General features: G+C 71.5%; 25 protein-coding genes. 10 read left to right on the top strand and 15 right to left on the bottom strand.

Annotated features, from left to right (window positions below):
* The first annotated feature begins 92 nt into the window (after window positions 1-92).
* Window positions 93-599, top strand: coding sequence for a MarR family winged helix-turn-helix transcriptional regulator (locus BM085_RS01670; protein ID WP_093885263.1), 507 nt, complete (start codon window positions 93-95; stop codon window positions 597-599).
* A gap of 93 nt (window positions 600-692) precedes the next feature.
* Here BM085_RS01670 and BM085_RS01665 read toward each other — a convergent pair whose 3' ends face one another.
* The 3 genes from BM085_RS01665 to BM085_RS01655 form a co-directional block, all read right to left on the bottom strand.
* Window positions 693-1,853, bottom strand: coding sequence for a hypothetical protein (locus BM085_RS01665; RefSeq protein WP_093885262.1), 1,161 nt, complete (start codon window positions 1,851-1,853; stop codon window positions 693-695).
* 205 nt (window positions 1,854-2,058) lie between these two features.
* Window positions 2,059-3,225, bottom strand: a complete 1,167-nt coding sequence (locus tag BM085_RS01660) for a class I SAM-dependent methyltransferase (protein ID WP_093885261.1) — start codon at window positions 3,223-3,225, stop codon at window positions 2,059-2,061.
* 41 nt (window positions 3,226-3,266) lie between these two features.
* Window positions 3,267-3,947: a Uma2 family endonuclease gene (locus BM085_RS01655; RefSeq protein ID WP_093885260.1), complete on the bottom strand. Its 681-nt coding sequence runs from the start codon at window positions 3,945-3,947 to the stop codon at window positions 3,267-3,269.
* A 346-nt stretch (window positions 3,948-4,293) separates the two neighbouring features.
* On the opposite strand from BM085_RS01655, the gene groES reads away from it, so the two are divergent.
* From groES to BM085_RS01635, 4 genes are all read left to right on the top strand, one after another.
* Complete coding sequence (gene groES / locus BM085_RS01650) at window positions 4,294-4,605, top strand: co-chaperone GroES (protein ID WP_012887898.1); 312 nt, start codon at window positions 4,294-4,296, stop codon at window positions 4,603-4,605.
* Window positions 4,606-4,694: 89 nt separating this feature from the next.
* On the top strand, window positions 4,695-6,320 hold the full coding sequence (gene groL, locus BM085_RS01645) for a chaperonin GroEL (protein WP_093885259.1): 1,626 nt from the start codon (window positions 4,695-4,697) through the stop codon (window positions 6,318-6,320).
* Between the two features lie 272 nt (window positions 6,321-6,592).
* The gene (locus tag BM085_RS01640) at window positions 6,593-7,231 is read left to right on the top strand and encodes a sigma-70 family RNA polymerase sigma factor (protein WP_012887900.1); all 639 of its coding nucleotides are present in this window, start codon (window positions 6,593-6,595) and stop codon (window positions 7,229-7,231) included.
* A 91-nt stretch (window positions 7,232-7,322) separates the two neighbouring features.
* Entirely contained in the window at window positions 7,323-7,526 is a 204-nt protein-coding gene (locus BM085_RS01635) for a hypothetical protein (protein WP_093885258.1), read from the top strand.
* Here the strand turns inward: BM085_RS01635 and BM085_RS01630 are convergent.
* Complete coding sequence (locus BM085_RS01630) at window positions 7,487-7,864, bottom strand: DUF5319 family protein (protein WP_031161029.1); 378 nt, start codon at window positions 7,862-7,864, stop codon at window positions 7,487-7,489. The two genes, BM085_RS01635 and BM085_RS01630, sit on opposite strands and share 40 nt — an antisense overlap.
* 72 nt (window positions 7,865-7,936) lie before the next feature.
* On the bottom strand, window positions 7,937-8,947 hold the full coding sequence (locus BM085_RS01625) for a helix-turn-helix transcriptional regulator (protein WP_093885257.1): 1,011 nt from the start codon (window positions 8,945-8,947) through the stop codon (window positions 7,937-7,939).
* A gap of 478 nt (window positions 8,948-9,425) precedes the next feature.
* Between BM085_RS01625 and guaB the strand changes: the two genes are divergently transcribed.
* The 3 genes from guaB (at window position 9,426) to BM085_RS01610 (ending at window position 13,253) form a co-directional block, all read left to right on the top strand.
* Entirely contained in the window at window positions 9,426-10,907 is a 1,482-nt protein-coding gene (gene guaB / locus BM085_RS01620) for an IMP dehydrogenase (protein ID WP_093885256.1), read from the top strand.
* A gap of 135 nt (window positions 10,908-11,042) precedes the next feature.
* On the top strand, window positions 11,043-12,161 hold the full coding sequence (locus BM085_RS01615; protein WP_177244914.1) for a GuaB3 family IMP dehydrogenase-related protein: 1,119 nt from the start codon (window positions 11,043-11,045) through the stop codon (window positions 12,159-12,161).
* 156 nt (window positions 12,162-12,317) lie between these two features.
* Window positions 12,318-13,253 carry a hypothetical protein gene (locus BM085_RS01610; protein ID WP_093885255.1) on the top strand — a complete coding sequence of 312 codons (936 nt, stop codon included), beginning with the start codon at window positions 12,318-12,320 and terminating at the stop codon, window positions 13,251-13,253.
* On the opposite strand, the gene BM085_RS01605 is transcribed toward BM085_RS01610, so the two are convergent.
* Genes BM085_RS01605 through BM085_RS01590 form a run of 4 tightly spaced genes read right to left on the bottom strand, consistent with a single transcriptional unit; the run spans window position 13,254 to window position 17,219 of the window.
* A complete protein-coding gene (locus tag BM085_RS01605; RefSeq protein WP_093885254.1) occupies window positions 13,254-14,078 on the bottom strand; it encodes a class II fructose-bisphosphate aldolase in 825 nt (274 codons plus the stop codon). It lies immediately after the preceding gene.
* Between the two features lie 52 nt (window positions 14,079-14,130).
* Window positions 14,131-15,177 (bottom strand): 1-phosphofructokinase family hexose kinase, encoded by a 1,047-nt coding sequence (locus tag BM085_RS01600; RefSeq protein ID WP_093885253.1) that lies wholly within the window; start codon window positions 15,175-15,177, stop codon window positions 14,131-14,133.
* A complete protein-coding gene (nagA, locus tag BM085_RS01595; RefSeq protein ID WP_093885252.1) occupies window positions 15,174-16,310 on the bottom strand; it encodes an N-acetylglucosamine-6-phosphate deacetylase in 1,137 nt (378 codons plus the stop codon). The genes BM085_RS01600 and nagA overlap by 4 nt, the downstream gene beginning before the upstream one ends.
* Window positions 16,311-16,346: 36 nt before the next feature.
* On the bottom strand, window positions 16,347-17,219 hold the full coding sequence (locus BM085_RS01590) for an SIS domain-containing protein (RefSeq protein WP_218158563.1): 873 nt from the start codon (window positions 17,217-17,219) through the stop codon (window positions 16,347-16,349).
* Window positions 17,220-17,323: 104 nt separating this feature from the next.
* Between BM085_RS01590 and BM085_RS01585 the strand changes: the two genes are divergently transcribed.
* Window positions 17,324-18,094, top strand: coding sequence for a DeoR/GlpR family DNA-binding transcription regulator (locus BM085_RS01585; protein ID WP_093885370.1), 771 nt, complete (start codon window positions 17,324-17,326; stop codon window positions 18,092-18,094).
* A 116-nt stretch (window positions 18,095-18,210) separates the two neighbouring features.
* On the opposite strand, the gene BM085_RS01580 is transcribed toward BM085_RS01585, so the two are convergent.
* The 5 genes from BM085_RS01580 to BM085_RS01560 are packed head-to-tail and all read right to left on the bottom strand — an operon-like array spanning window position 18,211 to window position 21,942.
* Complete coding sequence (locus tag BM085_RS01580) at window positions 18,211-19,077, bottom strand: ABC transporter ATP-binding protein (RefSeq protein WP_093885250.1); 867 nt, start codon at window positions 19,075-19,077, stop codon at window positions 18,211-18,213.
* Between the two features lies 1 nt (window position 19,078).
* Window positions 19,079-19,912, bottom strand: a complete 834-nt coding sequence (locus tag BM085_RS01575; RefSeq protein ID WP_093885249.1) for an ABC transporter permease — start codon at window positions 19,910-19,912, stop codon at window positions 19,079-19,081.
* The gene (locus BM085_RS01570) at window positions 19,909-20,610 is read right to left on the bottom strand and encodes a hypothetical protein (protein ID WP_093885248.1); all 702 of its coding nucleotides are present in this window, start codon (window positions 20,608-20,610) and stop codon (window positions 19,909-19,911) included. Before BM085_RS01570 ends, BM085_RS01575 begins: the two co-directional genes overlap by 4 nt.
* Window positions 20,607-21,368 carry a hypothetical protein gene (locus BM085_RS01565; protein ID WP_143120761.1) on the bottom strand — a complete coding sequence of 254 codons (762 nt, stop codon included), beginning with the start codon at window positions 21,366-21,368 and terminating at the stop codon, window positions 20,607-20,609. Before BM085_RS01565 ends, BM085_RS01570 begins: the two co-directional genes overlap by 4 nt.
* Complete coding sequence (locus BM085_RS01560; RefSeq protein ID WP_245789057.1) at window positions 21,352-21,942, bottom strand: RNA polymerase sigma factor; 591 nt, start codon at window positions 21,940-21,942, stop codon at window positions 21,352-21,354. Before BM085_RS01560 ends, BM085_RS01565 begins: the two co-directional genes overlap by 17 nt.
* 206 nt (window positions 21,943-22,148) lie before the next feature.
* Here BM085_RS01560 and BM085_RS01555 point away from each other — a divergent pair, with 206 nt between their 5' ends.
* Window positions 22,149-23,885 carry a glycerol-3-phosphate dehydrogenase/oxidase gene (locus BM085_RS01555; RefSeq protein WP_093885245.1) on the top strand — a complete coding sequence of 579 codons (1,737 nt, stop codon included), beginning with the start codon at window positions 22,149-22,151 and terminating at the stop codon, window positions 23,883-23,885.
* A gap of 158 nt (window positions 23,886-24,043) precedes the next feature.
* Here the strand turns inward: BM085_RS01555 and BM085_RS01550 are convergent, their stop codons facing one another.
* Entirely contained in the window at window positions 24,044-26,200 is a 2,157-nt protein-coding gene (locus BM085_RS01550) for a beta-propeller domain-containing protein (protein ID WP_093885244.1), read from the bottom strand.
* Between the last annotated feature and the right edge of the window lie 9 nt (window positions 26,201-26,209).

The raw sequence follows: 26,209 nt of genomic DNA, 5'->3' as shown, positions 1-26,209 counted from the left end.
GGCCGACCAACTTGGCCAGCCAATGGTTAGTTCTACAACTTGGTCGGCCAACTTGCAAGCGGTAGGCTCAGGTCCGGAACGGGAGGTCTGAAATGACCGAGGCGGACGTGCGGGAGACCGGAGCGGGCGAGGACCACGACAGCCTGAACTGCCTGATGGCCCAGACGACGCGCGGCCACCGCGTGCTGCTCGCCGGACTCCTCGGGGAGATCGACCTCTATCCGGGGCAGGAGCGCGTGATGGCCGCGATCTGGGAGAACGGCCCGCAGTCACAGAACGCCCTGGCCAGGATCGTCGGCATCGACGTGTCCACCATGACCAAGTCCCTGCAGCGCCTGGAGCGCAGCGGGTTCGTCAGGCGCAGCCCGTGTCCGACCAACCGGCGCGTCAGCATCGTCGACACCACGCCGGAGGGCGACGCGCTACGACCGCGGATAGAGCGGGTGCTGTCCGAGGTCCACGCGCGGATGACCCGGGGGCTGACGCCAGAGCAGACGGATCAGCTCTGCTCGCTGCTGGGGGTGGTCCGGGGCAACCTCTGCCGCGAGGTGGAGCCGGCCGCCGGCCCGGCGGGGCCGATCCCTCTGGGAGGCTGCTGAGAGGGGCGCGGGCCTGCGGTTCGGAGTCCGGGCCCACGGCTTGTCGGCGGCTCCGGGGCTGCTGAGAGGGGCGCGGACCGCCCGTACCGACGATCAGTCCTTGTCGTTGCGCGTGGGGCGCAGCAGCGCCTCGGCCAGAGCCAGCATGGTCTCCTCAAGGGCGCCCAGGCGGCGGGTGAGGTCGGCGCGGGTGGGCTCCATCGTCTCGCTGAGAGCCTCGGCGAGTTGCTCGCGGTCGGGCTGGGCGCCGAGCATGTCGGCCAGGGGGAGGAGGGCCGCCTGGCTCTGGACGACACGCTCGTCCAGGGCGGCGAACCGCCTGGCGTGGTCGTCGGTCTGGGCGCCGATGATCTCGCTGATGTTCAGGACGGCCGGCAGGCGGCCGACCCGCTGGCCGACCGCCTCGACGTGGTCGTCGACGCCTTCCAGCCGCAGCCCGATCTTCTCCACATGGCCGTCCAGCGTGCACAGGCGGGAGTCGACGACGTCGACCCGGCCGGTGACGCGGCCCTCGACGTCGTCGAGACGCTCGTCGATCAGGTCGACCTTGCCGTTCACCTGCTCGACCGCGGCGAGCAGCCGGCCGGCCGCGTCGCCGACGGCCTCCCGCACGCTCGCGGACAGGTCGAGCATCCCGGACTCAAGGCGTTCGGCGCGCTGGGCGAGGTCGGCCAGCGACCTGTCCAGGCGGGTGAACCGGCCGGCCGCGGCCTCCATGTTCGTCTGGATCCGGCCGAGGCGCGTGACGACGTCGCCCACCCGGTCGCCGACCCCCCGGGTGCCGTCGGCGATCGACTGAAGGCGGACCAGCGCCTCGTCCACGCTCTCGCCGACGGTGCCGATGTCGGCCCAGAGGCTCGGCAGCTCGCCCACGGGCGTGACCCGGTCGCGGACGGAGTCGACCCGCTGGCCCAGGGAGCCGACGCGCTCGCCCACGGCGTCCACGTGGTCGCGGACCGCCTCGACGTGCTGGGCGAGCCCTTCGGCCCACGCCGGCGGGCGGACGGCGATGTCGTCCAGGCGGCCGTGGACGGATGCCATCGTGCCGCTCAGCCCGCCGAGCTCGCGCTCCCTGACCTCCCGCAGCAACCACTCCATGCCCTCCAGGCGCCGGCGGATCTCGTCCAGCACGGCGCCCTGGGTGCGCTGTTCGTACACATGGTCCTGAGCGGCGCGGGCGAGGAGCTCACGCATCCGGTCGGAGATGGCGCTCTGACTGCCTGCCTGGAGCAGGGTGTGGTCGGAGTGATCCACCGAAAGCTCCTTCACTCGCCGACGGTCAGCCGCGCGGTGGGTTGGTCCTTTTGCTAATAGACGCGTTGCTAATAGACGCGGTTCGACCGCAGGCGGGGGAAGAACTCCCGCGCGACAACCCTAGCCTCTGGATCAAGGTTTTTCGGAGCGGAATTTAAAAGATCGTGATTGCCAATACAATGTCCGAATTCACTGTTTCGGCAGGTCAAGAAGGGGTGCAGATGAGGGCGAAGGGCCTCTCGATAATCCGGGTGAGAATGACAACCATGGATTTGTCGCCAGAAAGTCTCAGGTCTTTCCGCAGGCGTTCGATGTCGACCGCCGAGCCGCGCTTCTTGATCGTCACGTTGCCCGCCCCGCGCTCGCGGAGCGCCGCCCGCAGCCGCTTGAGCGAGAACGGCAGCACCTCGTGGACCTCGTACCGGGACGCCCACGGCGTCTCCACGGCGAGGTCGCCGGTGATGTAGGCGATGTGCGGGTCGAGCAGGTGGCCGCCGACCATCGCGGCGATCTCCGCGACGAGGTGGGCCCGGATGGCCGCGCCGTCCGGTTCGTAGACGTAGCGGCCGACGGGGCCGTGCCCGGCCTGGCCGAGTGCCGGATCGGGCGTCACCGTCGCGCCCGCCGGCAGGATCGTGGCCCTGCGCCCGGTGTCGCCGGCCAGCCCGCCGCACCAGATCACGGCTTCCTTGACGTCGCCCTTGTAGGAGACCCACTCGGCCTCGGCTCCGCCGGGGATGAACTCGTAGGGGATGCCGGGGGCGACCTTCAGGCAGGCCGCCTCCGCCTTCGCCACCATCTCCAGCACCTCGGGCCACGGCGGCGAGTAGGCCATCGGGTCGAAGGTCCTGCCCCGCGCGGTACGGCGGGCGGGGTCGGCGAACAGGACGTCGAAGGCGGCCGGGTCGACCGTGGCGGCGTCGGCCGTACGGACCGAGACCCGGTCGCCGAAGCCGAGGGCGTCGGCGTTGGCCCGGGCGATCGCCGCGGTGAGCGGGTCGGCGTCCACGGCCTCCACCGCGCACCCGGCCCTGGCCAGCGCGAGAAGGTCGCCGCCGATGCCGCAGCAGACGTCGGCCACCCGGGAGCCCGGGGCGATGCGGCGGGCCCGGTGGTCGGCCACCTCGCGGCGGGTGGCCTGCTCCAGGCCGCCGGAGGTGAAGTACATGAGGTCGGCGTCGGCGCCGAACTTCTCCCTCGCGCGCCGCCTGAGCGTGGCCTGCGTGAGCGCGGCCGAGGTCAGGCGGGCGTCATAGGTCTTCCTGAGCCGCGTCACCGCCGCCACCGGGTCGTCGCCCACGAGCTCGGCCGCCGCTCCGAGGGCCTCCTGGCCACGCGGTGTCAGCAGCTCCCGGAATGCGTCAAGGTCCACGCCACCCGACGCTACCGCCTGGCAGGGGTGCGGCCTCCCTCTCAGTCCGGCAACTCGGCGAGGTCGATGTCGATGGGGAACGGCTCGGTGAGCTTGAGGCGGTTGTGATGGATGCCGGTTACGGCATAGGTGTGGGTCACCGGATCGAGCTGGTAGACGTGGACCACCGGGTCGTCGGCATTGTTCTCCACCAGCCAGAAGTGCGGAATACCGGCTCTGGCGTAGCGCGACGGCTTGACCTCGTGGTCGCGGAACTCGGACTCGGGCGAGACGACTTCGATGACGAGGCACACCTCGTCGGGCGTGTAGGCGGTGCGCGACCGGTCTTTCGCCGCCTCCCTGTCGACGACCAGGACGTCAGGACAGGGGCGCTGTCTGGGGCCGATGATGAGATCCATCTGCATCACGGCTTTGAGATGGTCGGGGGCCTGCGCGTTGAGACTGGTCCGGAGTCCGTAGAGGACGTACTCGTGGAAGCGCTTCTGGGGGGACATGAAGATGAGGGCTCCATCGACGAGTTCGACGTGCTTGAAGAAGTCCAGCTCGCCGTTCGGGCCCTCTTGGGGGAGACGGTCGAGATCGTCGGCTGTCCACCCTCCGGCTGGGGGATACGGCCAGTTGGCGAGCAGATCCCTGACCTCGCTCGACGTATCCGTTTCCTCGCTTATCGTGCTGGTCACGTCGTCCACCGTAGCGTCGTCGTCGTCACCGTGTGTGGTCATCGAGTCACATTCCCGTCGGAGTCCGCCTCGTCCCCCTGTATGTTCCCCGAATCGGCGGGATGTCGTCCGGAAACCGCGCGGTTCGCGGCCGTGGCCTGCGGGCGCGGGGCGTCCGGCGGCCTCTCGGGAGGGGGTGGGCCGCCCGGTGGAGGGGACGATGATGTTCGCGGGAAGCGCATCAGGGCGGTTCGTGTTGACTGTCAAGGCCTACTTGCATACTGTTCCGTATTGGCACTCTCCCCTTGAGAGTGCCAAATAATATGCGACGAGGCAGGTCTGACACCCGCGACGGCAGACCGCTGGTCGCCTCTTCTAGATCATCCAAAATCTGAAGGGGAGGTCCGACGTGACGACCGCCACCAAGGTTCCCGTTAAGCCGCTCGGCGACCGCATTGTGGTCCAGCCGCTTGAGGCCGAGCAGACCACCGCTTCCGGCCTCGTGATCCCGGACACCGCCAAGGAGAAGCCGCAGGAGGGCAAGGTCCTCGCGGTGGGCCCCGGCAACTGGGACGAGGACGGCGACAAGCGGATTCCGCTCGACGTCAAGGAGGGCGACATCGTCCTCTACAGCAAGTACGGCGGCACCGAGGTGAAGTACGGCGGCGAGGAGTACCTGGTGCTCTCCGCTCGCGACGTGCTCGCCATCATCGAGAAGTAATCAAGCTTCATAAAAGATGACGTATCGAGCCCCGGGCCGCGTGAGCGCCCGGGGCTTTGATGCGCCGACGTACTTCAGAGAGGATTGACATGCCGAAGATCCTGTCGTTCGAGGAGGACGCACGCCGCGCTCTTGAGCGTGGTGTGAACGCCCTGGCGGACGCCGTGAAGGTGACCCTCGGCCCGCGTGGCCGCAACGTCGTCATCGACAAGAAGTTCGGTGCGCCGACCATCACCAACGACGGTGTCACCATCGCTCGCGAGGTCGAGCTGGAGGCTCCGTACGAGAACCTCGGCGCCCAGCTCGCCAAGGAAGTCGCCACCAAGACCAACGACGTCGCCGGTGACGGCACGACCACCGCGACCGTCCTCGCCCAGGCGATGGTCCGCGAGGGTCTGCGCAACGTCGCCGCCGGCGCCCAGCCGCTCTCTCTCAAGCGCGGCATCGACCTCGCGGCCAAGGCCGTCAGCGACAGGCTGATCGAGTCCGCCCGTCCGGTCGAGGACAAGAAGGAGATCGCGAACGTAGCGACGATCTCCGCGCAGGACTCCAAGATCGGCGAGCTGATCGCCGAGGCGTTCGACAAGGTTGGCAAGGACGGTGTCATCACCGTCGAAGAGTCCAACACCATGGGCCTGGACCTGGAGTTCACCGAGGGTCTCCAGTTCGACAAGGGCTACCTGTCGCCCTACATGGTCACCGACCAGGAGCGCATGGAAGCGGTCCTGGAGGACCCCTACATCCTGATCACCCAGGGCAAGGTCTCCTCCGTCGCCGACTTCCTGCCGCTGCTGGAGAAGATCGCGCAGACCAAGAAGGCGCTGCTCGTCATCGCCGAGGACGTCGAGGGTGAGGCCCTGGCCGTCCTGGTCACCAACAAGATCCGCGGCACCTTCACCTCCGTCGCCGTCAAGGCGCCGGGCTTCGGCGACCGCCGCAAGGCCATGCTGCAGGACATCGCCATCCTCACCGGCGGCGAGGTCGTCAGCGAGGAGGTCGGCCTCAAGCTGGAGAACGTCGGCCTCGAGGTGCTCGGCACCGCCCGCCGCGTCGTGATCACCAAGGACTCCACCACGGTCGTGGACGGCGCCGGCGACCAGCAGGCGATCTCCGACCGGGTCCGGGAGATCAGGCACGCCATCGAGCAGTCCGACTCCGACTGGGACCGCGAGAAGCTCCAGGAGCGCCTCGCCAAGCTCGCCGGCGGTGTCTCCGTGCTGAGGGTCGGCGCGGCCACCGAGGTGGAGCTCAAGGAGAAGAAGCACCGTCTCGAGGACGCCATCTCCGCGACCCGTGCGGCGATCGAGGAGGGCATCGTCTCCGGCGGCGGCTCCGCGCTCATCCACGTCGCGAAGGTCCTGGACGACCTCGGCCTGTCCGGCGACGAGGCGACCGGTGTCGCCGTGGTCCGCAAGGCGCTCATCGAGCCGGCCCGCTGGATCGCCGAGAACGCCGGTCTTGAGGGCTACGTCGTGACGACCAAGGTCTCCGAGCTCTCCGGCGGCCAGGGGTTCAACGCCGCCACCGGTGAGTACGGCGACCTGATCGCCCAGGGCGTCATCGACCCGGTCAAGGTCACCCGCTCGGCCGTCCAGAACGCCGCCTCCATCGCCGGCATGCTGCTGACGACCGAGGCCCTCGTGGTGGACAAGCCCGAGGAGGAGGCCCCGGCCGCCGCGGGCGGTCACGGTCACGGCCACGGTCACGGCCACTGATCCTCGACGGACCGTACGGCCCGCGTCCCCCTCGGGGCGCGGGCCGTTCTGTTTTCCGGTAAACCGAAAGGGGCCCCAAAGCGTCACCGCCTGTCGGGTGGAATCCCAAATGTTCTTCTAGCAAATAGCCGACATATTCGGCTATCCAATGAAATATTTGCGCATACCAAGGTCTTTGCGGTCGCCATTCGATTACGCTCGGTTATCTCCGCCTCAATGTGACCAATCCGTAGCCGTTTGCCATGACGACAGGCCGGATCGGGGCGGGCATCATGCCTAACGTGACCGAGGGATGCGTCGCCGACGCCAAAAATGGGGTAAGGCTTGCGACGAGATCTGACGGGGTCGCCCATAGGGATGATCTCAAGGATCTGACGAGCCTCGCCGTTCAGGGGGATCGCACCGCGATCGAAACCCTGATCGCGCAGTTACGGCCAATGGTCGTCCGTTATTGCCGTGCTCGTCTCGGCCGGGTTTCCGGTCAGTATCACATCGCAGACGACGTGGCCCAGGAAGTATGCATCGCGGTGCTGTCCGCACTGCCCCGTTACCGGGACATGGGGCGGCCGTTCGCCTCCTTCGTCTTCGGTATCGCCTCTCACAAGGTGGCCGACGCGTTGCGCAGCTCCGTGCGCTCCGCCGTACCCACCCAAGACCTCCCGGACGGGCCCGACGAGGGTCCGGGGCCGGAGGAGACCGTGGTCCGCTACATCGAGGCCGAGCACGCCCGCAGGCTGCTCTCCAGGCTCCCGGACAACCAGCGCCAGCTGCTCATGCTCCGTGTGGTGTCGGGCCTCTCCGCGGAGGAGACGGGTAATGTACTGGGCATGTCACCAGGTGCGGTCCGTGTCGCCCAGCATCGGGCGCTGGCCCGGCTGCGGGCGATGGCCGAGCTGGAGTCGATAGCTTGACCGCGGAGCAGCCGAGCCCGGTCCGGCGGCGGAGGCGTGGCTCGTGCAGCGGCGCCCGCGGCCCCGGCGAGAGCCCCGAACGGACGGGGCCATGACGGCGGTCCATCCGCGACGTCCGGCCCGGAGATACGGGCCGGAGGAGGACCCGGCGGTCGCCGAGACCGACGCCGTCCTGGCGGCGCTCTCCCGCAGAGAGACCGTCTCCACGTCCGACGTCGCCGTGAACCTGTTGTCCGCCCTGATCGACGACGTCGATCAGCGGTGCTCCTCGGTGTCGATCACCCCGTCCACGTAACCCCGGGCATACTCCCAGGTGACGTAGTCCGCGGGAGTGGGCTGGTAGGCGGGCTCGTGCACCTGCGGCCGGCCGTTTTCGATCATCTGACGCAGGTTGCCGCGCAGCAGCTCCCAGTCGAAGTAGTGCTGCTCGCCGCACTCCGGGCAGTCGAGGACCAGGCCGAGCACCCCCTGGGGCTCCAGCAGGGAGCGGAAGACCTCCACGTCGGCGAGGTCGGTCATGGCCTCGTCGCGTTCGGCCGGGGTCAGCGGTTCGGGATCGCCGGGCTCTCCCAGCGCCGCCGCCGGGTCGTCGGGGTCATCCGCGAACGGGTCGCGAGGGACATCGTCGAGCACGATCCCACCTTATGACCTGGATGCGGCCAACAGGGGCTGAACTACACCAGCAGCCCATGACCATGCCCGGAACTACACCAGCCACCCGCGGCGGGCGGCCTCCACGCCCGCCTGGAACCGCGACTGCGCGCCGAGCTCGGCCATGGCGTCGGCGAACCGGGAGCGCACCGTCCGGACCGAGAGCCCGAGCTGCCTGGCGATCATCTCGTCGGAGACCCCCTGGGCCGCCAGCCGCAGCACTCGCGCCACGCCGTCGCCGCGGTGCGTCCACGGCAGCGGCGCCGCGCGGGTCCACAGCTCCTCGAAGAGCGAGCGCAGCGCGGCCACCACGATGGCCGCCCGGACCAGGTGGAAGTTGTAGGCGTTCTCCGCGAGGGTGCCGCCCCACTGGGCGGGCATGCCCGCGGCGTCACCGCCGGCGACCAGGAACCAGCTCGGCACCACGTCGAGGGTGCGGACCTGGGCCCCCGCCCGCTCGAACTGGTCCAGCCTGTCCCGCAGGCCGGGGATCTCCAGGGTGTGGACCGGGATGATGGTCCGGGAGGAGAGCAGGCCGGTGCGCTGGGCCGCGATCCACTGGTCGGCGTAGCGGTGCGCGAAGTCGCTCACCGTCCGGCTGTCGGGGACGGCCGAGAGCATTTCCAGCGGCGGCGCCTGGACCGCCATGCCGATCACGCTGTCGTAGAGCTCGTCGGCCCCGCCGACCAGGTCCACCGCGAACTGGCCGGTCTGGTAGTCGAGCCCGGCGTCGTACTGATGGATGAAGCCCCGGATCGATCCGAGCACGGTGTCGATCCTGCGGCTCTCCGCGGCGAGCCGGTCCAGCCGCTCGGCGACCAGGTGGCCGAGGGCCGCGGCGGGGTGCCTGGCGAGATACTCCCCGCCCTGCTCGTCGACCACGCCCAGCCGCACCAGGCTGGTCAGTTCGCGCCGCAGCGCCTCGGGCGAGCGGTCGGTGGCGTCGGCGAGCTCGGCGCAGGTGGCGCGGTGCAGGCGCAGCACCGTGTTGTACAGCGTGGTCTGCCCCGGGGTGAGACCCAGGGTTTCGAGCGGATCGGGCGGGGCGGATGTGTCGGTGCGCATCGGGGAGGGGCTCCTGAGGTGACACGATCCCGAGAGGATAACCCGGCGAATCATCTCTGTCCGGGCGTTGCCGTGACTGGGGTGCCCGGTGCTGCGGGGTGATGTCCGGAGTGCGGACCCCGCCGCGAGCGCCTGGTGCCCGGGGCGCGGATCCCGTCGCGAGCGCCTGGTGGCCGGGGTGCAACTTCGTGCAATTGCACGTTTGCCCATTGCGGCGAGGGCGGAGGGTGACGCAGGCTTTACGCAGCGTCGGCATCGGATGCGGGCAACGCCGCCGCCCGGACGCGGAGGGGGGTCCGGCGGCACGCGGGCGCCCCGTGACGATGCCGGTGACCGGGGGACCGGGCGGGTCACCGACCGCTCGGTCCCCCGCTTTTTTACCCGGTGTCCTCCAGGTTTGGAGCCAGACTCTAAACTGAGACCCAGGGGGCCGGCGCCTTTCCCCACTTATGAGAGCGCCGTGGCAGGAGGGTTGCAGATGGCCAAGTTCACCGAGCCGGGGCTCACGTTCGACGATGTGCTCCTGGTGCCCGCGTATTCGGACCTGCAGCCAGGTGAGGCCGATACCAGTACGCGGCTGTCCCGCGGGATCAGCCTGCGGATCCCGCTGGTCTCGGCGGCGATGGACACGGTCACCGAGGCCCGCATGGCGGTGGCGATGGCCCGTCAGGGCGGCATCGGCATCCTGCACCGCAACCTCTCCATCGAGGACCAGGCGCAGCAGGCCGACCTCGTCAAGCGCTCCGAGGCCGGGATGGTCACCAACCCGGTCACCTGCTCGCCGGACGACACCCTCGCCGACGTCGAGCGCCTCTGCGCCACCTACCGGATCTCCGGCGTCCCGGTGACCGACCCGACCGGCGTGCTCGTCGGCATCGTCACCAACCGTGACATGCGCTTCGAGACCGACCAGCGCCGTCCGGTGCGCGAGGTCATGACCCCGATGCCGCTGGTCACCGCGCCGGTGGGGGTCTCCAGGGACGGCGCGTTCGAGCTGCTCAGGAAGAACAAGATCGAGAAGCTTCCGCTGGTCGACGCCGGCGGGCGGCTCCGCGGGCTCATCACGGTCAAGGACTTCACCAAGAGCGAGCAGTATCCGCTCGCCACCAAGGACGCCGGCGGCCGGCTCATTGTGGGGGCGGCCATCGGCGTCGGGGGCGACGCCGAGCAGCGGGCGACGGCCCTGGTCGAGGCCGGCGTCGATGTGATCATCGTGGACGTCGCCCACGGTCACTCCAAGGGGCTCGCCGACATGATCGCCAAGATCAAGGCCAACAGCCGGGTCGAGGTGATCGGCGGCAACATCGCCACGCGCGCGGGCGCCCAGATGCTGATCGACGCCGGGGCCGACGCGGTCAAGGTCGGTGTCGGGCCGGGCTCCATCTGCACCACCCGCGTGGTCGCCGGCGTCGGCGCGCCGCAGGTGACGGCCATCCACGAGGCCTCCCTGGCCGCCGGTCCGGCCGGCGTGCCGGTGATCGGCGACGGCGGCCTCCAATACTCCGGAGACATCGTCAAGGCCATCGCGGCCGGCGCCGACACGGTGATGCTGGGCTCGCTCCTGGCGGGATGCGAGGAGTCCCCGGGTGAGCTGATCTTCATCAACGGCAAGCAGTTCAAGTCCTACCGGGGGATGGGCTCGCTCGGCGCGGTCCGCAACCGGGAGCGCGGCGGCGCCTCCTTCAGCAAGGACCGCTACGCCCAGGCCGACGTCGGCGGCGAGGACAAGTTCATCCCCGAGGGCATCGAGGGCCAGGTGCCCTACCGCGGCCCGGTCGCGGCGGTCGCCCACCAGCTCGTCGGCGGCCTGCGCCAGGGCATGTGGTATTCGGGGTGCCGCACGATCGCGGACATGCACACCAGGTGCGAGCTCATGCCGATCACGTCGGCGGGTCTCAAGGAGAGCCACCCGCACGACATCCAGATGACGGTCGAGGCTCCGAACTATCACCGTCGGTAGAGTCCTGTCGCGGATACCGAGGACGGACCCGGGGATCCGCGCCAGGCTCGGCGAGCAGGCGGGCCACAACGGCACTGTACGGCTTGCGCCCGCTTGGCGTGAGCCGTACACGCATGGAATGGGAAAGACAGACATATGACTCAGGTGGAGATCGGGCGCGGCAAGAACGGCCGTCGCGCCTACGCCCTCGACGAGATCGGCATCGTCCCGTCCCGTCGCACCCGCGACCCGGAAGAGGTCTCGATCGCCTGGCAGATCGACGCCTACCGGTTCGAACTGCCCGTCGTGGTGAGCCCGATGGACAGCGTGGTCTCGCCCAGGACCGCGATCGAGGTCGGCCGGCTCGGCGGTCTCGCCGTGCTCGACCTCGAAGGCCTGTGGACCCGTTACGAGGACCCGACGCCGTTGCTGGCGGAGGTGGCCGAGCTCAAGGGTGAGGCCGCCACCAAGCGGCTCCAGGAGATCTACGACGCGCCGATCAAGGACGAGCTGATCGGCCGGCGCATCGAGGAGATCCGCGCGGCGGGGGTGACCACGGCCGTCCGCCTGTCGCCGCAGCGCACGGTCCAGCACCACAAGGCCGTCATCGACGCGGGTGTGGACATCTTCGTGATCCGCGGCACCACGGTCTCCGCCGAGCACGTCTCCGGCCGGGCCGAGCCGCTGAACCTCAAGCAGTTCATCTACGAGCTCGACGTCCCGGTGATCGTCGGCGGCTGCGCCACCTACACCGCGGCGCTGCACCTGATGCGGACCGGCGCGGCCGGCGTGCTCGTCGGCTTCGGCGGCGGCGCCTCGCACACCACCCGCACCGTGCTGGGCGTGGTGGTGCCGATGGCCACCGCGATCTCCGACGTGGCCGCGGCCCGCCGCGACTACATGGACGAGTCCGGCGGCCGCTACGTGCACGTCATCGCCGACGGCGGCATGGGCACCTCCGGCGACATCGCCAAGGCGATCGCCTGCGGCGCCGACGCGGTCATGGTCGGCTCGCCGCTGGCCCGGGCCGTCGAGGCCCCCGGCCACGGCTTCCACTGGGGCTCGGAGGCGCAGCACCCCGAGCTGCCCCGGGGCAAGCGGGTCGAGTTCGGCACGGTCGGCACGCTGGAGCAGATCCTGCACGGCCCGTCCTCGGTAGCCGACGGCTCGATGAACCTGATGGGCGCGCTCAAGCGCACGATGGCCACCGCCGGATACTCCGACCTGAAGGAGTTCCAGCGGGTCGAGGTCGTCGTCGCCCCGTACACCTCCTGACGTCGGCGGACGCCTCACGCGGAGGCCCGGCCCGCTGGGCCGGGCCTCCGTCGTCCCTCCGGGGCGTCCCGCGCGGGCGCGGCGTGCCGGGCGGCGGGAGGGGCGTAAGGCATCCGCGAAAGTGACGTATGGGGGAAAATCTGTGAACATGCCCATGTGTCGGATGATCGCGAGCTCCGGGGCGCTCTCAGCGAGGGCCCGTTCCACGTCGCGCTCCGCGCCGCGGTGGAGGCGCGCGGCCTGACTCTCGACCGGCTCCGCCAGCGCCTGGAAGAGCGCGGCCTGCGGGTCGGGATGACAAGCCTGAGCTACTGGCAGCAGGGGCTGCGCCGTCCCGAGCGGCCGGAGTCGCTGCGCGCCGTACGCGCGCTGGAGGAGATCCTCATCCTGCCGCCGCGCTCGCTGATGGGCCTGCTCGGACCGCCCCGGCCTCGGGGCCGGGGGCAGAGCGCCGGATCTCAGCCGGACGCGGCGTCCCGCTCCTCGATCATGGAGCCGGCACGTGCCCTGTCGACCCTGCTGCACGAGCTGGACGGGGTGGCCGACGACCGCCGGCTGCACATCGCCGGGATGTACGAGTCACTGCAGATCGGGGCGGACCGCAGCACCACCCGGCGCGAGACGCTCCAGGTGGTGCAGGCGCACGAGGACGCCGCCGACCGCTACATCATGGTCTACCGGGGCGACATCGGATGCGACGTGGAGCGCGTGCGGATCCGGGCCCTGGAGGACTGCCGGGTCGGCCGGGTCCGCCGTGACGGGCCGACCGCCCTGGTGGTGGCCGAGCTGCTGTTCGACCGGGCGCTCCGGACCGGCGACACCCAGGTGATCCGCTATGAGCTGGCCGACCCGAGCGGCGTGGAGACCACCGAGTACGAACGGGGCTTCCGCTTCCCGGCGGGCCAGTACATGCTCCGGGTGAGCTTCGCTGCCGCGGCCCTGCCGGTGGGCGTCCGCCGCTTCGCCCGCCACGACTCCGCCGCGGGCGAGCACGATCAGGGCGAGCTCACCCTTAACGCCCACCACGCCGTCCACCTGGTGACCGGCTCGCTCCAGCCCGGTCTGATCGGCATCCGCTGGAAGTGGTCGTGATCAGCCGGCCAGGACGCCCAGGAGGCGGGTGACCTCGGTGGCGACGGCCGTACGGCCCGCCCCGACGTACTTGCGGGAGTCCACGACCTTCTCGTCGGCGGTCAGGCGGTCGCGGATCGCCCGGGTGAAGGTCTTGTTGAGATGCGTGGAGATGTTGATCTTCTTCATACCGTGCCGTACGGCGGCGCGCAGGGTCTCGTCCGGCACGCCCGAGGAGCCGTGGAGCACCAGCGGGACCGGGACCGCGGCGCGCAGGGCGGCGATCAGCTCCAGGTCGAGGACGGCGTCCCTGGTCGTCATCGCGTGGGAGCTGCCCACGGCCACGGCCAGCGCGTCCACGCCCGTCCTGGCCACGTAGTCCACCGCCTCGTGCGGCCTGGTCCGCGCCCCCGGCGCGTGCACGCCGTCCTTGCCGCCCACCTCGCCGAGCTCGGCCTCCACCCACAGGCCCCGCCCCTGGCACAGGGCGGCCACCTCGGCCGTGAGCGCCACGTTCTCCTCGTCGGGCAGGGCCGAGGCGTCGAACATCACCGATCCCAGGCCAAGCTCCACGGCCTCCTCGACGAGCGCGCGGTCGGTGGCGTGGTCGAGGTGCACGGCCACGGGCACCGCCGCCGCCCTGGCCACCGCGAGCGACGCGGCGGCGATCGGGGCGAGGGCGCCGTGGTAGCGGACGCAGTTCTCGCTGATCTGCAGCACGACGGGCGCGCCCGCCGCCTCCGCCCCCGCGACGATCGCCTCGGCGTGCTCCAGCTGGATGACGTTGAACGCGCCGACGCCCGCCGGAGCGTCGCGGATGATGTCGCCGATACCGACAACAGGCATGATGACCCTTTCGTATATGGGATTACCGGTCCGATGCCGAGCACCGGCCGCTCTACGGGCGTGCCGGTTCCACCACGATCTCCGGGTGGATCCGCTGGAACGTCTCCCGGTCGACGTCACCGGCGACCGGGGCGGCCACGGCGGCCGCGCCCAGCGCCGCCGCGCGGCGCAGCCGCTCGGGCCAGGGCGTGCCCTCCACCAGGCCCAGCGCCAGCCCCGCGACGAGCGCGTCACCGGCCCCCGTCGGATTCCCCTCCACCCGGTACGGCATGGCGGCCCGCCAGGCTCCTTCGGGGGTCACGGCCAGCAGCCCGCCGGCGCCGAGGGAGACCACGACCGCCTCGGCCCCGCCCCGCCGGAGCGCCTCGGCTCCCGCGAAGGTCTCGCCGTGCTCTCGCGAGCCGGTGATCGGGCCCGTCCCCGGGCCGGCGGGGTTCTCCCCGGGGGCGCGCGGGCCGTCCTCCTGCGCTGCCAGGGCGCGAGCGAGCTCCTCGGCGTTGGGCTTGACGATCGAGGGACGGCCGGCGGGGGCGTGCCTGAGCGGCTCGCCGTCGGCGTCCACGATCGCCGGGACGCCCCGCCGCCGGGCCAGGGCCGCGAGCTCGGCGTAGAAGGCGGCGGGCACCCCGAGGGGGAGGCTGCCGGAGATCACGACCGCCCCGGCCCGCCCGAGCCGCGTCTCGTAGTCCCGCAGGAAGCGCCCGAGCTCCTCGCCGGTCACCGCCGGTCCGGGCTCGTTGAACAGCGCCGTGCGCCGCGCGGCCGTACCGGACGGGGCGGGGCCCAGGTCGCAGACGGCCAGGGTGGCGCGTGACTCGGCGGCGATCGGGGTGAGGGCGGCGGGCAGGCCCGCCGCCGCGAGGTCGGCTTCGACGGCGCGGCCGTTCGGGCCGCCGGACAGGCCGGTGACGAGCACGTCCCGGCCGAGGGCGGCCAGCACCCTGGCGACGTTGACGCCCTTGCCGCCCGCCCTCCGGTGCACGGTCCGCACCCGGTTGACGCCGTCCCAGTCGACGCCGTCGGCCACATAGGTGACGTCGAGGGCCAGGTTCAGTGTGACGGTGAGGATCGGGCCGCGGACGGCGGGAGGTGAGGTCATCGGGGTTCGGTGATCCAGTTTCCGTGCTTCATGACACCGGCGACCTCCAGGTCGCCGGTGAGCACCACCAGGTCGGCCTGCTTGCCGACGGAGACGGAGCCCAGGCGGTCGGCGAGGCCGAGCACCCGGGCGGGGGTGAGCGAGGCGACCTCGGCCGCCTCCGGCAGCGACAGCCCGACCTGCTGGACGCTGCGCCGGAACGCGACGTCCATGGTCAGGGTGCTGCCCGCGATGGAGCCGCCGTCGGCCAGCCGGGCGACGCCGTCCACGACGTCGACCTTCATCGGGCCGAGCCCGTAGACGCCGTCGCCCATGCCGGCCGCCGCCATGGCGTCGGTGATCAGCGCGGTCCGGCCGGGCCCCGCGACGTCGTAGGCCAGGCGCATCATCGCCGGGTGCAGGTGCACGCCGTCGTTGATCAGCTCGATCGTGACGCGCTCGTCCTGCAGCAGGGCGGCGATCGGGCCGGGGTCGCGGTGGTGCAGCGGCGGCATCGCGTTGTAGAGGTGGGTCGCGACGCTGCCGCCCGCGTCGATGCCCGCGATGGTCTGCTCGTAGGTGGCGTCGCTGTGCCCGAGCGCGGCGATCACGTTGGTCGCGACCGCCTCCCGGATGGTGTCCAGCGCGCCGGGCAGCTCGGCGGCGATGGTGAGCATCCGCACGTGGCCGCGCCCGGCCCTGAGCAGGTCGCCGAACTCCCGGGGGGAGGGCTCGCGGAGCAGCGCCGGGTTGTGCGCGCCGCAGCGGGCTTTGGAGATGTAGGGGCCCTCGAAGTGGATGCCGGCCAGCAGGCCGTCGTCGCACAGGTCGGCCAGGGCGGAGGCCGCCCCGGCCAGGTCGTCGAGGGTCGCGGTGACCAGGCTGGCCATGAGGGTGGTGGTGCCGTGCCGGGCGTGCAGGGCGGCGATCCGGCTCGCCTGGTCCGGATCGCCGGTGGGGAAGGAACCGCCCGCCCCGCCGTGGTTGTGGATGTCGACGAATCCCGGCACGACGTATCGGCCCGCGAGGCTGTGGCCGGGTCCGGGGGCGGACCCCTGGCCGATGTGGGTGATACGGCCGTCTTCTATGGTGAGCCAGCCTCCGTGGACACCTTCGGGGGTCACGATGCGGGCGTCGGCGAGTGTGATGCTCATGGCACCATCCTCTCCGGTTCTCGGGAGGACCGGTCGTCAGGAGGAGAGGATCACCGATCTGGTGAGGTGGAGCGGCTCGTCGGGGTTGAGGCCCTGGGCGTGCGCCCGGGCCACGGCCACCCGGTGGACCCTGACGAGCTCGGCCATCGGGTCGAGGGCGCTCTCCAGGAAGGTTCCGCCGGTGGCCTCGACCTCGCCCCGCAGGCCCTCCGGGGCCTCGCCGAGCATCCAGGTGACCCGGTTCGGCCCGGCGATGCTGATCGGGCCGTGCCGGTACTCCATCGCGGGATAGGACTCGGTCCACGCCCGGCAGGCCTCGCGCATCTTCAGCCCGGCCTCCACGGCCAGGCCGTACGTCCAGCCGCGGCCCAGGAAGGTGAACTGCTCGGCGGCGAGCAGCTCGGCGGGGAGCGGGTCGGCGACCGCGCGCTCGGCGTCGGCGATCGCGGCGGTCAGGTCCTCGCCGAGGTGGGCGCGGAGCAGGGCGAGCTGGGTGGTGGCGAACCGGGTCTGCACGACCGACTTCTCGTCGGCGAAGTCGAGCACCACGACCTCGTCGGCGAGGGACATGACCGGGGTGTCCGGGTCGGCGGTGATCGCGGTGGTCGCCGTGCCGGTGCTCCTGAGCAGCTCCAGCACCTCGGTGGTGGTGCCCGACCGGGTCAGCGCCAGCACCCGGTCGTAGGAGCGGCCGGCGGGGAACTCGGACGCGGCGAACGCGTCGGTCTCGCCGTGCCCGGCCCGCTCGCGCAGGACCGCGTAGGCCTGGGCGATGAACCAGGAGGTACCGCAGCCGACGACGGCCACGCGCTCGCCCCGCCGGGGGAGGGCGCCGGTGGACACCTCGCTGACGGCGCGGCGCCAGCAGTCCGGCTGGGACGCGATCTCGGCTTCGGTGTGCGTGGTCACGACGTGCCTCCCCATTTTGCTTCGTTTATGAGTGATTTATAGCAGAAATGAGCATGATTGTGCAGAGGTAGGTTTTGATCCCTTGCTGTGCCACGCTGTTCACCGTGAGTCGATATGAGCGCTGGAACGCGATCCTCGAACTGCTCTCGCAGGAAGGACGCCTGTCGGTGGAGCAGGCGGCCGAGGCGCTCGTCGTCTCCACCGCCACGATCCGGCGTGACTTCGACCAGCTCGCCCAGCAGCAGATGCTCATGCGCACGCGCGGCGGCGCCGTCGCCCAGAGCGTCAGCTACGACCTGCCGCTGCGCTACAAGACGGCACGCCACGCCGGGGAGAAGCAGCGGATCGCGGAGGCCGCGGCCGGGCTGGTGACGCCCGGGACCATCGTCGGCATGAACGGCGGCACGACCACCTCGGAGGTGGCGCGGGCGCTGGCCGTCCGGGCCGACCCGGAGATCGGCTTCACCATCGTCACCAACGCGCTGAACATCGCCGCCGAGCTGACCGTGCGCCAGCACGTCAAGATCGTGCTGACCGGCGGCGTGGCCAGGCCGCAGTCCTACGAGCTGATCGGCCCGCTGGCGTCGGGGGTGCTGGAGCAGGTCACGCTCGACATCGCCTTCCTGGGGGTGGACGGGATCGACGTCGAGACGGGCGCCTCGGCCCACCACGAGGGGGAGGCCAGCGTCAACAACCTGCTGATCAGCCGGGCCGCCCAGGTCGTCGTGGTCGCCGACACCTCCAAGGTCGGCCGCCGCGCCTTCGCCCGCATCTGCCCGCTCGGCGCCATCGGCACGCTGATCACCGGAGAGGAACTCTCCGACGAGGCCGCGGCCCGCTTCACCGACGCGGGCGTCAAGGTCATCCGCGCCTGAGCCCGCCCGGCGAGGGCGTCACCGCGCGGCCGCCTTGGTGGTCCGCGCCCGGTGCCGGAGGACGCGCGGGCACCCGGTCTCCGGGGGAGGTGCCGCCCGGAGACCGGGCGTCCGGGTCACCGGCCGGGCTCCATGAGCGCGAGGTAGCCGTCTTCGAGGGTCGGCTCGGCCGGCTGGGCGGAGGGGCCGGGGGCGGTGGGCGTGATGACCCGGTAGCGCGTCCCCGCGCCCTCCGGAAGCGCGGCCACGATCCTGCCCTGCGAGGGCGCGGGACCGGAGGTGGTCAGCGTCCACACCCGCCGCTCGGCCCGCGAGACCAGCTCCCCGACCTCTCCCCGGAACACCAGGCGGCCCTTGTCGAGCACCGCCAGGGACCGGCAGGTCTGCGCCACGTCCTCCACGATGTGCGTGCTGAGCAGGACCGTGCGGTCCCCGGCGAGCCGGGAGAGCAGGATGCGGAACCGGATCCGCTCCTCGGGGTCCAACCCGGTCGTCGGCTCGTCCACGACGAGCAGGCGGGGATCGGCGAGCAGCGCCTGCGCGATGCCGACCCGCCGCAGCATGCCGCCGGAGAAGCCCTTGAGCCTGCGGTCGGCGTCCGGGGTGAGCGCGACCGTCTCCAGCAGCTCGCCGATCCGGCGGCGCCGCGAAGGACGGGAGTCGAGCCCCTTGAGCAGCGCGATGTAGTCCAGGAACTGCCGGGCGGTCAGATCCGGGTAGACCCCGAGGCTCTGCGGGAGGTAGCCGAGCGTCCGCTGTACGGCGAGCCGCCCGTCGGCGGCGGTGATGTCGTGCCCGCCGACGCGGACCGTCCCCGAGGTGGGTCTGAGCAGCCCCGCCAGGATGCGCATGAGCGTGGTCTTGCCCGCCCCGTTGGAGCCGAGCAGGCCGTACATGCCGGTCGGCACGTCGAGGTCGAGCCCGTCGAGGGCGCGGACGCCGCCCTTGTAGGTCTTGGTCAGGCGGGAGATCTCGATGCGCATGTCAGGACTCCGTCCGGGCGGTGTGGAGACGGGCGAGGAGGAGGACGGCGGCCGCGAGCGCGATCATCACGCCGATCCACAGCAGGGCGACGGCCGGGCTCGCCTCGGGCCGCAGGAAGTTCAGCGCGGCGCCGGGCCACGGGCCGTAGACGATGCCTCCGGGCGGCAGGATGACGTTGGGGGGAAGCTCCCGGTAGTGGCCGAAGCCGAGGAGGCCGTAGGCCACGTACTGGCTGTTGGCCGACAGGATGCTGTGGGACAGGGTCGGCATCATGGTGGCGGGGATGATGTTCCCCCAGAACCAGTAGACGACGAACAGCACGCGGAACAGCAGCGGCGGCATCAGCAGCGGACCGGCCAGGGCGAGCGCCCCCACGAAGAGCAGGGCGGGCACGACGGTCGTCACGAGGATCACCGCCGCCCAGCCCAGCGCCGCGGGCTCTCCCTCGGTGACCGCGTAGGCCGCCGCCCGGCCGAGATAGGCGAGCACGAGCGGCACAGCGGTGGCCGCGCACACGCCGAGGTATTTGCCGGCCAGTCGGCCGGTGCGACCGGCCGGGGTCGTGTCCAGGACGTCGGTCATGCCGAGCCGCCGGTCCCGGACGAGCCGGTCGGCGAGCAGGCACCCGTAGACGATGGGCAGCAGAGACGTGAGCAGGATGGCCGACACGATCATGGCCGGCCTCGGTTCCCGCCCCTCGTCGCCGCCCAGGTTCAGGTCCAGGTACGTATGGCCGAAGCCGGCGACGGTTACCGCGAAGGTCAGGCCGTAGACGATCCACAGGACGGGCCGGCGGATCTGCATGCGGAACTCGTAGCGGAAGGTCGCGATCACTTGGCCTCACCTTCCAGGGTCCGCTCGGCGTCGCCGAGCAGGAGCCAGGCCGCTGCGGCGAGCAGCAGCGCGGTCGACAGCAAGGTCAGCCGGTTGGGCAGCCACTCGCCGGGCGCCGTCCCACGCGTGGTGGCGAACAGATGCAGCAGCCGGAACACCGGGCTCTCCCGGAAGACGGAGGAGAACACCTGCTCGAACACCCAGACGGACGCGACGACGGTGGCGGCGGCCGTGGTGCCGCGGAACGCGGCCGCGGCGAGCAGTCCCAGGGCGGTCAGCCACAACGCGGGCGACAGCCAGGCGAGCTGGCCGGCCGGACCGTGCGGCGCGCCGGGCGGCAGGTCCCACCAGCCGGTGACGATGAGCAGCGCCGAGGCGGCCAGGGCGCACAGGCACGACCAGCCGGCCGTCACGGCCAGGCGGCGCAGCAGGGTCGAACGATATCCCGTGGGCAGGGTGAGCTGGACTTCCACCGCGCGGTCCCGGCCGATCAGTGAGGCGGCCGCGATACCGGACACGAGCGGGATCCCCGCCTCCAAGGCGATCATGAGGAACCAGGCGGTGTTCCCCTCCCGGGAGCCGAGCCGCGTGCCGAACGCGGCGAGCAGCGCGATGAGCACGACGAGGACCGGGGGTGCCAGCAGGGCCGCGGGACCGGCCCTGCGTATCTCGTGCGACCAGAGGTCGAGGGGTCTCATGACCGGTGGGTTGCGCGGGCACGCCGGATCGGTTCACCCGTGCCCGTCGCGATCACGGCGGCGAGCGTGAGGGCCAGAGCGAGGCCGACCGTGGCCGGGCTGGTCGTCCAGAGGTGCCGCAGGCCGTCCGGGACGGGTATGTCGGTGGCGGTCAGCGCGTACAGCCCCCACACCGTCAGCGCGCAGCCCATCGCGCCGGTCGGGCTCCAGCACACCGACAGCAGCAGGGTGAGCGCCGAGAGCGCCGCCATGGGGCCCAGCCACGCCGTGATCAGGGATGTCAGACCCGTGTCCATCGAGCCCAGCGGGGACAGCACCACCGAGGCGAACAGCGCCAGCGCCAGGTCGTAGCCGAGCACCAGCGTCATCCGGGCCAGCATGACGACGCGCGGCGACGTCGGCGTGACGGCGACCATCTCGAAGGCGGCGTCCTGCTCCGGACCCTGGGATCCGGCGACACCGGCCGCGGCGATCAGCGGGACGGCCAGGGCGAGCACGAGCTGGGCGGTGTCCTCCTTGGCCAGGACGAAGCCCACGCAGGCCGCCATGACCAGCGCGGAGACCAGCCAGAGCGCCGGATGCAGGATGCGGGCCTCCATCGCCAGCAGCGCCCACGCCCGGTACGGCCTCGGCGCGGCCGGGGCCGGGGCCTCCGCGGCGTCGAGCGCGGACCTCATCAGAACGGCGCGCACGACCTCCGGCCCGGGGGGAGGCGGAATGTCGTCGCGGATCCCGGACAGTTCAGGCCAATCGTTCAACGATGCACTCCCTCAGGGTCGCTCGGGCGTGATGCAGGCGGCTTTTCACCGTGCCGACCGGGATCCCCAGCACCTCGGAGATCTCCTGGTGGCTCAGGTCGTTGAGGAAGGAGAGCACGACGACCTCGCGTTGCGCCAGCGGCAGCCGGGCCAGCGCCGCCTGCACCCGCTCACCGCCCACGGCCAGCTCCTCCGGGCCGGGCAGCGGGTCGGCCCCGTCGGGCGGTTCGGCCGCGAGCGGGGGCGGGACGCCGCGCAGCCGGTTGTGCGCCTGCCTGCGCGCCACCCCGAACAGCCAGGTGCTGACGGCGGAGCGTCTCTGGTAGGTGCCCGCCGAACGCCACACGGCCAGCAGCGTGTCCTGGAGGATCTCCTCGGCTGTGCCCCGATCCCCGGCGAGCCGGTAGAGGAAGGCGGACAGCGGTCCGCAGTAGCGCTCGTACAGCTCGGTCAGCGCGCCCGCGTCGCCGTCGGCCACCCGGGCCAGCACGAGCGTCTCCTCCTGCCGTGCGCGGGCACGGCGGCCCGCGACCGTGAACCGGCGCGACGCCATCCCCTCGGCTCCCCCATCCATGACCGGTGTGTAGCGCCGGACCCGTCCCGGGGTTCACCGGAAGGCCTTTCCCCGTCGGGGACCAGCGTTTCCCGGAGGGTCTTCCGCTGTCCACGGGGGTGTGGCGTGAATCTCGTCCGCCGTTCTTACCGGTCGGTAGTGATGCCTAGGGTGGATGGGTAGATACCCGACGCAAGGTGACAACCCGTACCCCAGGGGGATGCAGCATGACGGCGCGAATGGGCACGGCACGGCTCGGTCCGGCCGAGCGGACCGCCGCACTGACGCAGATGGGCGCTCAGGAACTCGACGTGGTGGTGATCGGCGGCGGCGTCGTCGGCGCCGGGGTCGCGCTGGACGCGGCGACCCGAGGGCTGAGCGTCGGGCTGCTGGAGGCGCGCGACTTCGCCTCGGGCACCTCGTCCAGATCGTCCAAGCTGATCCACGGCGGGCTGCGTTATCTGGAGCAGCTCAACTTCGACCTGGTCAGGGAGGCGCTCCGGGAGCGGGCCCTGCTGCTGCAGCGGATCGCCCCGCACCTCGTGCGGCCCGTGCCGTTCCTGCTCCCGCTCACCCATGTCGGGTGGGAGAGGCCGTACGTCGGGGCGGGCCTGGTGATGTACGACTCGCTGGGCTTCTCCTTCGGCTCCACCCGGGGTGTGCCCGGACACCGGCACCTGTCGCGCGGCAGGGCGCTGCGGATCGCGCCCTCGTTGCGGCGGGCGGCGTTCTCCGGCGCGGTCCAGTACTGGGACGCCCAGGTGGACGACGCCCGCTACGTGATGACCATGCTGCGGACCGCCTCCTCCTACGGGGCGCACGTGGCGTCGCGGGCCCAGGTGGTGGGCTTCCTGCGAGAGGGTGAGCGGGTCACCGGGGTCCGGGTGCGCGACCTGGAGGCCGGGACCGAGATGGACGTGCGGGCCCGCCAGGTGGTCAACGCCACCGGCGTGTGGACCGACGACATCCAGGAACTGGTCGGCGGCCGGGGGCAGATGCACGTCCGCGCCTCCAAGGGCATCCACCTGGTCGTGCCGCGCGACCGGATCCACTCCCTCACCGGGATCATCCTGCGCACCGAGAAGTCGGTGCTGTTCGTGATCCCCTGGGGCCGTCACTGGATCATCGGGACCACCGACACCCGCTGGGACCTGGACCGGGCCCACCCGGCGGCCTCCCGCTCGGACATCGACTACGTGCTGGAGCACGTGAACGAGGTGCTCTCGGTGCCGCTCACCCGCGACGACGTCGAGGGCGTCTACGCCGGGCTGCGCCCGTTGCTGTCGGGGGAGTCGGAGGAGACGTCCAAGCTCTCCCGCGAGCACATGGTGGCCCACCCGGTGCCGGGGCTGGTCATGGTGGCCGGCGGGAAGTACACCACCTACCGGGTCATGGCGCAGGACGCGGTGGACGCGGTGGCGCACGGGCTGGACCAGCGGGTCCCGCCCTCGTGCACGGACCGGATCCCGCTGGCGGGGGCGGAGGGGTACCAGGCGCTGTGGAACTCCCGGCAGCGGCTGGCCCAGTCGTCCGGGCTGCACGTGGCGCGGATCGAGCACCTGCTGCAGCGGTACGGGTCCATGATCGACGAGGTGCTCGCGCTGATCGAGGCGGACCCGTCGCTGGCCCTCCCGCTGGCCGGGGCGGACGACTACCTGCGGGCGGAGATCGTCTACGCGGCCACCCACGAGGGCGCCCGCCACCTGAACGACGTGCTGGCCCGGCGCACGCACATCTCGATCGAGACCTTCCACCGCGGGCTGGGCGTGGTCGAGGAGGCGGCCGGGCTGCTCGCCGGTCCGCTGGAGTGGGACGACGAGCAGGTCAAGCGCGAGGTGGAGTACTACACCAAGCGGGTCGAGGCCGAGCGGCTCTCCCAGGAGCAGGACACCGACCAGGAGGCCGACGCGATCCGCCTCGGCGCCCCCGACGTCGTCCCCGTCGCGAGTCCCAAGAACGCCTGAGCACGGCTGCCACCGGCACCGGGAGCAGGCGGCGTGTGGCTCCCACCCGTCCGGGACGGGTAAGCGGAGCACGGCTCCCGCCGTGGAGGCGGGAGCCGTACGGGAGCCCTTCGGCGGGGGAGGGGCCGGAACCCGGCGGCCCGCCCGGCCGGGCCGTACTAGGAGGTCTGGTCGAACGGGATCCAGGCCTGGTCGGCGAGGTCGTTCAGGGCGTTGACCTTGAGGCCCAGGTCGGAGACCGTCCAGAGGCTGTCGCCGATGACGATCGAGCGGCGGATGCCCGGGTCGTAGGGGGCGAAGCGGGCGTTGCCGGCGGGCTTGGGCCTGGCGTGGACGATGGTGCCCACCTTGGTGACGGCGGATTCGTCGATCTTGAGGACGAGGGCGGCGCCGTTGGTCTGCTCGGTGCCGTTCCAGGTGTTCAGCGGCAGGACCGCGGTGCCCGTCTTAGCCCAGTAGAGGAAGGCGTGCGGGTCCCACTCGGCCTCGGAGCCGGAGTCCTTCTGGAACATCTGCGACAGGCGGCGCGGGTTGGCCGGGTCGCCGACGTCGAACAGCGAGACCTGGGTGCCGAGCGTGCGGCCCTTCTCACTCGCCTCCTGGCCGAGCCCGATCAGCCGTCCGTCGCCCGCCGGGTGCAGGTAGGCGGAGTAGCCGGTGATCTTCAGCTCGCCGGTCTTCCTCGGCGCCGCCGGGTCGCGCAGGTCGAGGGTGTAGAGCGGGTCCACCTGCTTGAACGTCACCACGTAGCCGACCGGGCCGATGAACCGGACCGAGTAGATCCGCTCGCCGGCGCCCAGGCCGCCGACCTCTCCGACCTTGTTCAGGGTGTCGGCCTTGAGCACGTAGACGGCGCTGGAGCTGTCCTGCCCGGAGGTCGAGGTGGTGGCGACCCGCAGGTGCCCCTCGTGCTCCGACAGGGAGTACTGGTTGAGCAGCCGGCCGGGGACCTTCCCGGAGGCGACGTAGCGGGGCGCGCCCGCCGCGCCGATGTCGAAGCGGTGGACCTCGGTCTCCTCCGGCGGCTCGACCGGCGTCTTCACGGGCTCGGGAGTCGGGGGGGCACTGGTCGGTGCCGGCGTGACGGTGACCGGCGCGTCCGTGGGGGCCGGCGTGTCGGTGGGCGCCGGGACCGGCATGACGGTGACCGACGCGTCAGCGGACGGCGTGCCCGTCGGGACCGGGGCCGGGGCCGGTGTGACGGTCACCGTCGGCTCCGTCGGCGCCGGCTCGACCTGCGGGGCCTGCGCGGTGGCCGTGGCGGCCGGCGCGTCGTCGATCACCGGCGACTCGATCGGCCGGGGCCACCACCAGCGCGGGTTGCTGGTCACGTACAGGCTGGAGCCGGTGCCGTAGACCGTGTCGCCGTCGGCCGCCACGCTGATCGGGGTGGTCTCCGCGAGCCCCTGGGACAGGTCGAAGCTGTGCACGGTCAGCATCGAGCTGCCGGTGTACTCCGCGGGGTGGCTGACCTGGTCGCACTTGACCGAGCCGGTCGAGGTGACGCCCTTGGCGTCCGTCGTCTCGAACTTCGGCAGCCACGCCTCCAGCGGTGCCTTCTTGACGATGTCCGCGTTCAGGCGGGTCCGCTCGTTCTCCGAGACGTCGGGGCCGGCGTCCGGGAAGTTGATCTCAGGCTGGCTGCGGACCACGAGCCGCACCGTCGAGCCGATCATCCTGGCGTCCACGTGGGAGCCGTTCGGCGTGAGCGAGCCGATCACCTTCGGCTCCCCGGACAGGTCGATGAGGACGTAACGCGGCCCCGGGCTCGCCGGCCGCTTGGCCATCGCGCCGAACGGGATGATCCCGCCGCCGGAGAACAGCACCAGCGCCCGGTCCCCGCTGACCAGCAGGTCGGCCGGGGCCCACGCCTGCTCGGGGTCCACCAGTTTGAGCGTGCCGGTGACCTTCCTGGTCGCGGCGTCGACCACCCGCAGCACGCCGCGGTTGACGGTGATCACCCGGTTGCCGTCGGTCTTCACCAGGTCCGGCTCGTCGACCCCGGCCTCATGCACGTTCGTGGTGGAGTGCTCGGGCGCGGAGCTCTTGCCGCGGGCCGTGGCGACATCCGAGCGCGCCTCCATGTACATGATCTGCGGTCCGCCCAGCCCCCACGGCCCGACCTGCTTGGCCGTCGCCGCCCGCAACCCGGCCAGCATGTCGTCACAGCCGCGGTAGGAGACCAGCTTGATGTTCCCCAGGTCGACCGGCGTCGTACGGCTCGCGCCGGGCTCCGTCTCTGTCGGGCTGCACGCCGTGGCGAGCAGGGCGGCGGCGAGCGTGACGGCGCCGGCCGTACGAATCGATGTCCTCATGCTCCCTAC

Origin of the sequence: Streptosporangium canum, from assembly GCF_900113865.1 — a bacterium.
GTDB lineage: Bacteria > Actinomycetota > Actinomycetes > Streptosporangiales > Streptosporangiaceae > Streptosporangium > Streptosporangium canum.
This window is presented reverse-complemented; position numbering and strand designations above follow the sequence as displayed.

Coding starts and splice junctions, on each gene's coding strand:
- BM085_RS01655 (WP_093885260.1), bottom strand. CDS start 3,947: ATGACCACACACGGTGACGACGACGACGCTACGGTGGACGACGTGACC.
- BM085_RS01615 (WP_177244914.1), top strand. CDS start 11,043: ATGACTCAGGTGGAGATCGGGCGCGGCAAGAACGGCCGTCGCGCCTAC.
- BM085_RS01640 (WP_012887900.1), top strand. CDS start 6,593: ATGCCTAACGTGACCGAGGGATGCGTCGCCGACGCCAAAAATGGGGTA.
- BM085_RS01560 (WP_245789057.1), bottom strand. CDS start 21,942: ATGGATGGGGGAGCCGAGGGGATGGCGTCGCGCCGGTTCACGGTCGCG.
- nagA (WP_093885252.1), bottom strand. CDS start 16,310: ATGAGCATCACACTCGCCGACGCCCGCATCGTGACCCCCGAAGGTGTC.
- BM085_RS01635 (WP_093885258.1), top strand. CDS start 7,323: ATGACGGCGGTCCATCCGCGACGTCCGGCCCGGAGATACGGGCCGGAG.
- BM085_RS01670 (WP_093885263.1), top strand. CDS start 93: ATGACCGAGGCGGACGTGCGGGAGACCGGAGCGGGCGAGGACCACGAC.
- guaB (WP_093885256.1), top strand. CDS start 9,426: ATGGCCAAGTTCACCGAGCCGGGGCTCACGTTCGACGATGTGCTCCTG.
- BM085_RS01625 (WP_093885257.1), bottom strand. CDS start 8,947: ATGCGCACCGACACATCCGCCCCGCCCGATCCGCTCGAAACCCTGGGT.
- groL (WP_093885259.1), top strand. CDS start 4,695: ATGCCGAAGATCCTGTCGTTCGAGGAGGACGCACGCCGCGCTCTTGAG.
- BM085_RS01550 (WP_093885244.1), bottom strand. CDS start 26,200: ATGAGGACATCGATTCGTACGGCCGGCGCCGTCACGCTCGCCGCCGCC.
- BM085_RS01600 (WP_093885253.1), bottom strand. CDS start 15,177: ATGACCTCACCTCCCGCCGTCCGCGGCCCGATCCTCACCGTCACACTG.
- BM085_RS01580 (WP_093885250.1), bottom strand. CDS start 19,077: ATGCGCATCGAGATCTCCCGCCTGACCAAGACCTACAAGGGCGGCGTC.
- BM085_RS01570 (WP_093885248.1), bottom strand. CDS start 20,610: ATGAGACCCCTCGACCTCTGGTCGCACGAGATACGCAGGGCCGGTCCC.
- BM085_RS01555 (WP_093885245.1), top strand. CDS start 22,149: ATGACGGCGCGAATGGGCACGGCACGGCTCGGTCCGGCCGAGCGGACC.
- BM085_RS01605 (WP_093885254.1), bottom strand. CDS start 14,078: ATGCCTGTTGTCGGTATCGGCGACATCATCCGCGACGCTCCGGCGGGC.